Annotated in this window: 2 protein-coding genes; both read right to left on the bottom strand. The window is 46.6% G+C overall.

The window, feature by feature from the left end:
• Nucleotides 1–14: 14 nt before the first annotated feature.
• Nucleotides 15–1,049 carry an anthranilate phosphoribosyltransferase gene (gene trpD, locus A3757_RS15940; protein WP_068554209.1) on the bottom strand — a complete coding sequence of 345 codons (1,035 nt, stop codon included), beginning with the start codon at nt 1,047–1,049 and terminating at the stop codon, nt 15–17.
• A gap of 35 nt (nt 1,050–1,084) precedes the next feature.
• Nucleotides 1,085–1,663 (bottom strand): aminodeoxychorismate/anthranilate synthase component II, encoded by a 579-nt coding sequence (locus A3757_RS15935; protein ID WP_068554207.1) that lies wholly within the window; start codon nt 1,661–1,663, stop codon nt 1,085–1,087.
• Nucleotide 1,664 lies beyond the last annotated feature (1 nt).

Genomic DNA, 1,664 nt, shown 5'->3' with positions numbered 1-1,664 from the left:
TCCGGTATATAAAGTTATTCTGCAAATACGCGCGTAAAGCTCGCCAAGTCATTTAATTTAGCTAAAGCTACGCCAGAACCAATGGCATCGGATGCCAGCTCAACGCCTTCAGCCAAACTACTAGCCAGGTCAGAAGCATAGATCGCTGCACCGGCATTTAAAGTAATAATTGAGCGTGCTTTTTGCGCAGCCTCGCTTTGTTCCTTTCCTAAAGCTGCTTTTATCAAGTTTAGGCTTTGTTCTGCACTATCGACACCCAAGCCATCAAGTGAAGCTCGCGCCAGGTCAAAGTCTTCTGGTTTGATGGTGTATTCACTGACTACGCCATCCTTGAGTTCAGCGACATGGCTGTCGCCGGAAATAGTGATCTCATCGAGGCCGTCACTCGCGTGGACGATGAGTACATGCTCGCTACCCAGACGTTTTAATACTTCAGCCATAGGCTTACACAAAGCACTATTGAATACGCCGATCACTTGCTTACCAACGTTAGCAGGGTTAGTCATGGGGCCAAGCATATTGAAGATGGTACGAATAGCCATCTGCTTCCGGGGGCCAATAGCATGCTTCATAGCGCTATGGTGAGCTGGTGCAAACATAAAACCAACACCAATTTCCTCAATACAACGCTGTACTTGCTCGGGGCTTAAAGACAAATTAATGCCTGCAGCTTCGAGTACATCAGCACTGCCAGTGCTGCTAGAAACGCTACGGTTACCATGCTTTGCTACCTTGCCACCCGCTGCAGCTACCACAAATGCACTGGCTGTCGAGACGTTAAACAAGTTAGCACCATCGCCGCCGGTGCCACAGGTATCTACCAAGTGTTCGCCGCTGATATCTACTTTAGTAGAGAGCTCTCGCATCACCTGAGCAGCGCCGGTAATTTCATCAATGCTTTCGCCTTTCATGCGCAAAGCAACTAGGAAACCGCCAATTTGAGCTTCTGTCGCTTGGCCTGTCATAATCTGTTGCATGACAGACTGCATTTCATCGGTTGCTAGGTCGGTGTTTTCAACGACTTTTGCCAGAGCTTGAGTAATATCCATGCGTATACCTATTTTTATTCGCTTATCGTTTTATCTTATCGGTCTAAGAAATTCTTAAGTAAGTCATGACCGTGTTCACTTAGAATTGACTCAGGGTGGAATTGAACCCCTTCAATATCAAGTTCCTTGTGGCGAACACCCATGATCTCTTCGACACTACCGTCTTCGTTTTCAGTCCATGCCGTGATTTCCAGGCAATCAGGTAGCGTATCTTTACAAATAACCAGTGAGTGGTAACGGGTTGCGGTGAAAGGGTTAGTCAATCCCTTAAATACGCCCCTATCGTTATGATGCATGGCTGAAGTCTTACCGTGCATCACCTGCCCGGCACGAATGATATTTCCGCCAAAAGCCTGGCCAATACTTTGGTGACCCAAACAAATACCAAGAATTGGAAGCTTGCCTTTAAAGTGCTCAATGGCAGCCAGTGATACACCGGCTTCGTTTGGCGTACAGGGGCCAGGTGAAATCACAATTTTACTAGGTTTTAGCGCTTCAATTTCTTCGATGGTAATTTCATCGTTACGGTAAACATGAACATCGGCACCGAGTTCGCCCAAGTACTGAACAACGTTGTAGGTAAACGAGTCGTAGTTATCAATCATTAATAGCATT

The sequence above is a fragment of the Oleiphilus sp. HI0117 genome (genome assembly GCF_001635235.1).
Note: the sequence above shows the minus strand (reverse complement) of the source record. Positions and strands in the feature narration are given on the sequence as shown.